This is a genomic window from Actibacterium sp., from assembly GCF_041584535.1.
Lineage (GTDB): Bacteria > Pseudomonadota > Alphaproteobacteria > Rhodobacterales > Rhodobacteraceae > Actibacterium_D.
On the sequence record NZ_JBFHDW010000135.1, the window covers coordinates 1 to 7,090 of the forward strand.

Annotated in this window: 7 protein-coding genes; 2 read left to right on the plus strand and 5 right to left on the minus strand. The window is 64.5% G+C overall.

Going from position 1 to position 7,090, the window contains the following annotated elements; genetic code table 11:
- The 3 genes from ABYW26_RS08180 to ABYW26_RS08190 all read right to left on the minus strand — a co-directional run.
- A partial coding sequence (locus tag ABYW26_RS08180; protein WP_372604278.1) for a GNAT family N-acetyltransferase occupies positions 1-270 on the minus strand: 270 nt, incomplete at its 3' end.
- A gap of 2 nt (positions 271-272) precedes the next feature.
- Positions 273-989 (minus strand): LrgB family protein, encoded by a 717-nt coding sequence (locus ABYW26_RS08185; RefSeq protein WP_372604279.1) that lies wholly within the window; start codon positions 987-989, stop codon positions 273-275.
- Complete coding sequence (locus tag ABYW26_RS08190; RefSeq protein ID WP_372604280.1) at positions 982-1,335, minus strand: CidA/LrgA family protein; 354 nt, start codon at positions 1,333-1,335, stop codon at positions 982-984. The genes ABYW26_RS08185 and ABYW26_RS08190 overlap by 8 nt, the downstream gene beginning before the upstream one ends.
- A 164-nt stretch (positions 1,336-1,499) precedes the next feature.
- Between ABYW26_RS08190 and ABYW26_RS08195 the strand changes: the two genes are divergently transcribed.
- On the plus strand, positions 1,500-1,793 hold the full coding sequence (locus tag ABYW26_RS08195; RefSeq protein WP_372604281.1) for a hypothetical protein: 294 nt from the start codon (positions 1,500-1,502) through the stop codon (positions 1,791-1,793).
- A gap of 151 nt (positions 1,794-1,944) precedes the next feature.
- Positions 1,945-5,400 carry a chromosome segregation protein SMC gene (smc, locus tag ABYW26_RS08200; protein ID WP_372604282.1) on the plus strand — a complete coding sequence of 1,152 codons (3,456 nt, stop codon included), beginning with the start codon at positions 1,945-1,947 and terminating at the stop codon, positions 5,398-5,400.
- Here the strand turns inward: smc and ABYW26_RS08205 are convergent.
- Together ABYW26_RS08205 and ABYW26_RS08210 are read right to left on the minus strand one after the other, a co-directional pair.
- Complete coding sequence (locus ABYW26_RS08205; RefSeq protein WP_372604283.1) at positions 5,397-6,572, minus strand: lytic murein transglycosylase; 1,176 nt, start codon at positions 6,570-6,572, stop codon at positions 5,397-5,399. The two genes, smc and ABYW26_RS08205, sit on opposite strands and share 4 nt — an antisense overlap.
- 59 nt (positions 6,573-6,631) lie before the next feature.
- A partial coding sequence (locus ABYW26_RS08210) for a glutathione S-transferase C-terminal domain-containing protein (RefSeq protein ID WP_372604284.1) occupies positions 6,632-7,090 on the minus strand: 459 nt, incomplete at its 5' end.

Sequence of the window (7,090 nt, forward strand, 5' to 3'; positions counted from 1 at the left end):
GCGCCCGCGATGGGTTTGCGCGACGGCCAGTTTGCCCAGATACAGCACATCGTCGCGCGGGGTCAGGAACACGCAGGCCACTGGTGCGTTGTTTTCCTCGATCACCCAGATTTCCGCGCTTTCGGATTGCGCGGCAATGTCCTGCGCGGTCAGCCGATGCAGCGCCGACGGCGGGTCGATCCGCCCCTCCATATAGGCAAAGCTGGCGCGGATCAGCCGCAGGACCGCGTTCCAGTCATAAGGGGGCAGGGCACGGCGAATCTGAGGCATGGTCAAAACACCCATCCGGCTATGATCGGGGCAAGAATGGCGGTCAGGATTGCGTTCAGCCCCATGCCGATCCCGGCAAAGGCGCCTGCGGTCTCGTTCACCTGAAAGGCGCGGGCGGAGCCGATGCCATGCGCGGCGACGCCAACCGCAAACCCGCGCGCCCGCCAGTCACGCACCCTGAGCAGGTTCAACAGCGGCGTCACGGTGATCGCGCCGATGATCCCGGTCAGGATCACCAGAACCGCCGTCAGGGTGGGCGAGCCGCCGATGCTTTCGGAAATCCCCAGCGCCACCGGCGCGGTCGCGGATTTCGGGGTCAGCGAAATCAGGGTCTCGCCGCGCAATCCCAATGCCCAGCCGATCGCGATGGCCGATCCCATCGCCGTCAGCGATCCGACAAACAGCGCCGCCAGCAACGGCAGCGCGCTTTTGCGCAGGCGGCCCAGATTGGCGAACAGCGGCACAGACAGCGCCACGGTTGCCGGGCCCAGCATGAAATGCACGAATTTCGCGCCTTCGAAATAGGTGGCATAGGCGGTGTGGGTGCTGCGCAGCAGGATCGCCAGCAGGATCATCGCGATCAGAACCGGGTTGGCAAAGGGGCGGCGTCCGCTGGCGCGGAAAATCGCGTCTCCGATCAGATAGGCGATCAGGGTTGCGGACAGCCAGATCAGCGGGCCGCTTTCGAGATAGCTCCAGATTTCGGCGAAATCAGGCATCTTCGGCCCCCGTCAGTTTCAACAGCGCCGAAAACACCAGCGCACCAGCGGCAATCGCCAGCACGGTCGAGATCAGCAATGTCGCAAACAGCGCCACGCCATGTTCGCTGAGCAGGCTCAGGTGTCCGACAATCCCGACGCCTGCGGGCACGAACAGCAGCGACAGATGCGACAAAAGCCCCTGCGCGGTCGGGCGCACTGTGTCGGCAACCCGGGCCGACAGCGCCATGGCCGCCAGCAAAAGCGCCATGCCGATGACCGGTCCGGGCACCGGAAGGCCAAAGGAACGGGCGATGATCTCGCCCGTCAATTGAAACACCAAGAGGATCGTAAGGCCGTGGATCATTCCAGGCTCCGCATGAGTCCGAGTCCCCGGGATGGTAACGAAGGGCGCGGCCTATTCAAGAAATTATCGAATTAAAACAAAACGACAGGTGATTGCGGCCTGGTCGGGTTAATCATCGGTTAACCATTCGCCGCCACTGTAAGCCCATCAAAGCGGGGGGCGGTATGCGGCGCGGGTTGTGGATTTTGGCGGGCGTGATCCTGTTTGGATGCGACATGCCCGAGATGTCGATGGTCGGGGTTCCGGCGCAGGTGATCACTGTTCAGGGCAGCACCTTCAGCGTCTATATTCGCGGCACTGAGGCCGAGGCGATCCGCACCAATTTCGAATACGGATCCAAGGCCAAAGGCGTGATGCAGCGCGGCTATATCGCCATTCAGGCGGTTAGTGGTTGCGACATCATACCGGGCAGTTTCGACGGCGATCCGGCCCGGATGGTGGCGCGGCTGACCTGCTAGCGGGCGTGGCCTGATCCCGCTCCAGCCCCCCGCCGACAGCAATATGTTGTGGATATCTTGCAAATTACCGCCACATTCTGGGGTGGATGCTTGACTCATCGGCGGTCTGCGCAAAGGATTTAAGACCTGTTGGAATCATGGGCTGATCACGTTGCGCTTTTCCCGACTCAGACTGAACGGCTTTAAAAGCTTTGTCGATCCGACCGATCTGGTGATCCTGGACGGGCTGACCGGCGTTGTCGGGCCGAACGGTTGTGGCAAGTCGAACCTGCTTGAGGCGCTGCGCTGGGTCATGGGTGAAAACCGCCCGACCGCGATGCGTGGCGGCGGCATGGAAGACGTGATCTTTGCCGGTGCCGCCAGCCGCCCGGCCCGCAACTTTGCCGAGGTCAGCCTGACCATCGATAACGCCGAACGGCTTGCGCCTTCGGGGTTCAACGATCAGGACAATCTGGACATCACTCGCCGCATCACCCGCGACGCCGGATCGGCCTACAAGGCCAACACCAAAGAGGTGCGCGCCCGCGATGTGCAGATGCTGTTTGCCGATGCCTCGACCGGGGCGCATTCTCCGGCGCTGGTGCGGCAGGGGCAGATTGCCGAGCTGATCAACTCGAAACCCAAGGCGCGGCGGCGCATTCTGGAAGAGGCGGCCGGGATCTCGGGCCTGTATCAGCGCCGCCACGAGGCCGAACTGAAACTGAAAGGCGCCGAAACGAATCTGGCCCGCGTCGATGATGTGATCGAACAATTGGCTAGCCAGTTGGGGCAATTGGCCCGTCAGGCCCGTCAGGCCGCCCGCTATCGCGAGATCGGCGCCGAATTGCGCCGCGCCGAGGGGCTGCTCTTGTATCGCCGCTGGAAAGAGGCAGACGAGGCACGGGCGCAGACCGAGGCCGACCTGACCGAACGCACCAAGCTGGCGGCGCAGGCCGAAGCGGGCGCGCGTCAGGCCGCCAAGGCGCGCGTCGCCGCCGATGACAAGCTGCCGCCCCTGCGCGAGGAAGAGGCCATCGCCGCCGCGGTTCTGCAACGCCTTCAGGTTCAGCGCGACACGCTGAACGACCAAGAGGCGCGCGCGCAGCAGATGATCGAAACCCTGACCGCGCGGATCGGCCAGCTTGTGCATGACATGGAGCGCGAGGCCGGTCTGAACCGCGATGCCGGCGAAACCATCGCCCGGCTGGAATGGGAGCAGGGCCAATTGGTCAAGGCCAGTGACGGCCATGCCGAGGCGCTGGAAGCTGCTGCCGCCGCCGCGCGCGATGCGGCGGAAATTCTGGGCGACCGCGAGGCGACGCTGGCCGAACTGACCGAAGACGTCGCCCGTCTGGCTGCCCGCCATCAATCAGCGCATCGCCTGCTTGAGGACGCGACCAAGACCCTGACCCGCAACGATGCCGAAGCCGAGCGCGCCCGGGCGCTGGTGGCGCAGGCGCGGTCGGCGCTGGCTCAGGCCAGTTCGGACGTGACGCGGGCCGAAACCGATCAGGCCTCGGCGGTGAAAACCGCCGAGAATGCCGAAGCCGCCCTTGCCGCTGCCGACGATGCCCGCGCCGAGGCGCAATCGCGCGAATCCGATGCTCGGGCCGAGCATTCCGAGGCCGAAGGCGAAGCCAACGCGCTGCGCGCCGAGGTCGCGGCTTTGGCGCGGCTGGTCGAACGTGACACTGCCGAAGGCGGGCAGATTCTGGATCAGTTGCGGGTCGAGCCGGGCTACGAAAAGGCCTTGGGCGCGGCGCTGGGTGATGATCTGCGCAACCCCGAGGTTGCGGCGGATGCACCGTCGGGCTGGGCCGAGCTGCCGGGCTATAACCCGGCACAGACCCTGCCGGACGGGGTGAAATCGCTGGCCAATCATGTCTCGGGTCCGGCGGTGATGACCCGCCGGATGGGGCAGATCGGTCTGATCGATGCGGCGGATGGGGCGCGGCTGCAAGCGCAGTTGAAACCGGGTCAGCGGCTGGTCAGCATTGAAGGCGATCTGTGGCGCTGGGACGGGTTCCGCGTTGGGTCGAAAGACGCACCCTCGACCGCGGCGCTGCGGTTGCAACAGTTGAACCGGCTGGTCGAGCTTAAGCGCGATCTGGAAGACGCCAGCGCCCGCGCCGCCGGTGCCGCGCAGGCGCACCAACATCTGCGCAAGCGTCTGGAAGACCTGACCGAAGCCGACCGTCTGGCCCGGCAGGCGCGGCGCGATGCCGATCGTTTGGTGGCCGATTCCGGGCGGGCGCTGTCGCGGGCGGAATCCGAGCGCTCGATCGCCGCGTCCAAGCTGGAAAGCGCGCAAATGGCGGTGTCGCGCCACGAAGAAGAATCGATGGCCGCGCGTGGTCGCTTGAAAGAGGCCGAGGTTGCCGTCGCCGCGCTGGGTGATCTGGGCGCGGCACGGGCCGAGGTCGAGGATGTGAAACTGACCGTCGAGGCGGCGCGGATGACCATGCTGGCCAAGCGGTCGTCGCATGACGAACTGCGCCGCGAGGGCGAGGCCCGCACCCGGCGCCGTCAGGAAATCACCAAGGAAATCAGCGGCTGGCGGCACCGGCTGGACACGGCGGAAAAGCGGATCGCCGAACTGGCCGAGCGCAAGGACACCTCTGAGGCCGAACTGAAAGAAGCCTCGGCCGCGCCCGAGGAAATTGCCGCGAAACGCTCGGAATTGTCCGATGCGATCGCCAGGGCCGAGGCCCGGCGCGCGCAGGCCACGGATGCGTTGACGGTGGCGGAAACCGGGCTGCGGACCGCCGAACAGGCCGAACGCGACGCCGAACGCGCCGCGTCCGAGGCGCGCGAGGCCCGCGCCCGTGCCGAAGCCCGCGCCGATGCTGCCCGCGAAACCGTGGCCCATGCCGCCGAGCGGATTGAGGAAGAACAGGAAACCACGCCGCAAAACCTGCTGGAAACGCTGGGCGCGGATCCCGACAAGATGCCGCCCGCCGAGACCATCGAACATGACGTGAACCGTCTGAAACGTCAGCGCGACGCGCTGGGCGCGGTGAACCTGCGGGCCGAGGAAGACGCCAAGGAAGTGCAGGAAGAGCACGACACGCTGGTCTCGGAAAAGCAGGATCTTGAGGCGGCGATCAAGGCGCTGCGCTCGGGTATTTCCAGCCTGAACCGCGAAGGGCGCGAGCGGCTGTTGACCGCGTTCGAGCAGGTGAACAGCAACTTCTCACTGTTGTTCACCCACCTCTTTGGCGGTGGCGAGGCCAAGCTGGTTCTGGTCGAATCCGACGACCCGCTTGAGGCCGGTCTGGAAATCATGTGCCAGCCGCCGGGCAAGAAGCTGTCGACGCTGAGCCTGCTGTCAGGCGGCGAACAGACGCTGACCGCGATGGCGCTGATCTTTGCGGTGTTCCTGGCCAACCCGGCGCCGATCTGTGTGCTGGACGAGGTCGACGCGCCGCTGGACGACGCCAACGTCACCCGGTTCTGCGATCTGCTGGACGAGATGACCCGCCGCGCCGACACGCGCTTCCTGATCATCACTCACCACGCCGTCACCATGAGCCGGATGGACCGCTTGTTCGGGGTGACAATGGCCGAGCAGGGCGTCAGCCAATTGGTGTCGGTCGACCTGAAAAAAGCCGAACAACTGGTCGCTTAAAGCTTGTTCAACAGCGCCATCGTCGGCCACGCATCCGCAGGCAGGCCAAGGCGTTTTTGCTCGGACTGCACCGCCTCGCGGGTTTTTTCACCAAGGATGCCATCAATTCCGCCAACATCGTGACCGCGCGCGACCAACTTGGTTTGCAGGGCTTTCATTTCCGCACCGCTCAGACCCGGATCAGGGGTTCCGGCGTCATAGACCGGTTCGCCTTCCAGACGGGTGGCGAAATAGGCCGCCGAGGTCACATAGACAAAGCTTTGATTCCACTCGAAATAAATGTCGAAATTCGGATAGGCCAGAAAGGCCGGGCCGTTGCGCCCCATCGGCAGCAGGACCGAGGCCGGTAACGACCGCCCCGCCCATTCGCCATTGCGCGGCTTGACGCCCAGCCGTTCCCAATCGCTGGCGCGTTTCTTGTGGTTCAGCCCGGTTTCGGACCAGTCCAGATTGGCGGGCACGATGATTTCCTGCAGCCATGGCTCGTTCTTGCGCCAGCCCAGTTCGTGCAGCATTTTCGCCCCCGAGGTCAGCGCATCGGGTGCCGAGGTTTTCAGCTGCACATGGCCGTCGCCGTCGCCATCGACGCCGTTTTCCAGAATGTCACCGGGCAGCATCTGCACCATGCCGATTTCACCTGCCCAGGCGCCGGTGGTGGTGGCCGGGTCGAAATCGCCGCGCTCATATAGCGACAGCGCGGCAAAGATTTGCGGGCGGAACAATTGCGGGCGGCGGCAGTCATGCGCCAGCGTCACCAAGGAATTCAGCGTGTTGAAATCGCCCTGCACCGCGCCAAAGTCGGTTTCCAGCGCCCAGAACGCCAACAGCACACCGCGCGACACGCCATAGTCGCGCTCGATCCGGTCAAACACCGCATCGTATTTCTGGGCGTTGCGCCGACCGTTATCCAGCCGGTTCTGGCTGATGATCCGGCGCGAGAAGGTGACGAAATCCAGTTGAAACACCCCCTGCGCCCGGTCGGCCTTCAGTGTGCGCGGATCTTGGGCGACGTTGGCAAAGAACCGGTTGACCGTCGCTTGCGTGTGGCCACTAGCGGTGGCCTCTTGTCTTAGACCGTCGACAAAGCCGGAAAAGCTGCCGCCGCACGGGGTCTGGGCCTGAGCCGTCGTGGCCAGCATCGCACCGGCGATCAGGGCAAGGGGGTAACGCATCACATCCTCCACAAAACACTTTCGCAGAAGATTAGCGACCCGCCGCCCGCTGGCAAGCGTCAGGCCGCGCGGGACATGTTGCGGCCATGCGGCGCATGCCAGTTCAGGCGCGGTCCGGTCGGCACGATCCGGTGCGGATTGATGGTGTTGTGGCTATAGTGATAATGGCGGGTGATGTGGTCGAAATGAACGGTGTTCTCAATGCCGGGCACCTGATACAGCGCCCGGGTATAGGCCCAAAGGTTCGGGTAATCGACGATGCGGGCGCGGTTGCATTTGAAATGGCCGTGATAGACCAGATCAAAGCGCAGCAGGGTGGTGAACAGCCGCCAGTCGGCCTCGGTCAATTGATCGCCCATCAGGTAGGCGTTGCGCGACAGGTGATCCTCAAGCCAGTCCAGCGTGTCGAACAACGGGCCGACGGCCTCGTCATAAGCGGTCTGGGTGGTGGCAAAGCCGACCTTGTAAACGCCGTTGTTCAGCGTGTCATAGATGCGGGTGTTCATCGCCTCGATCCC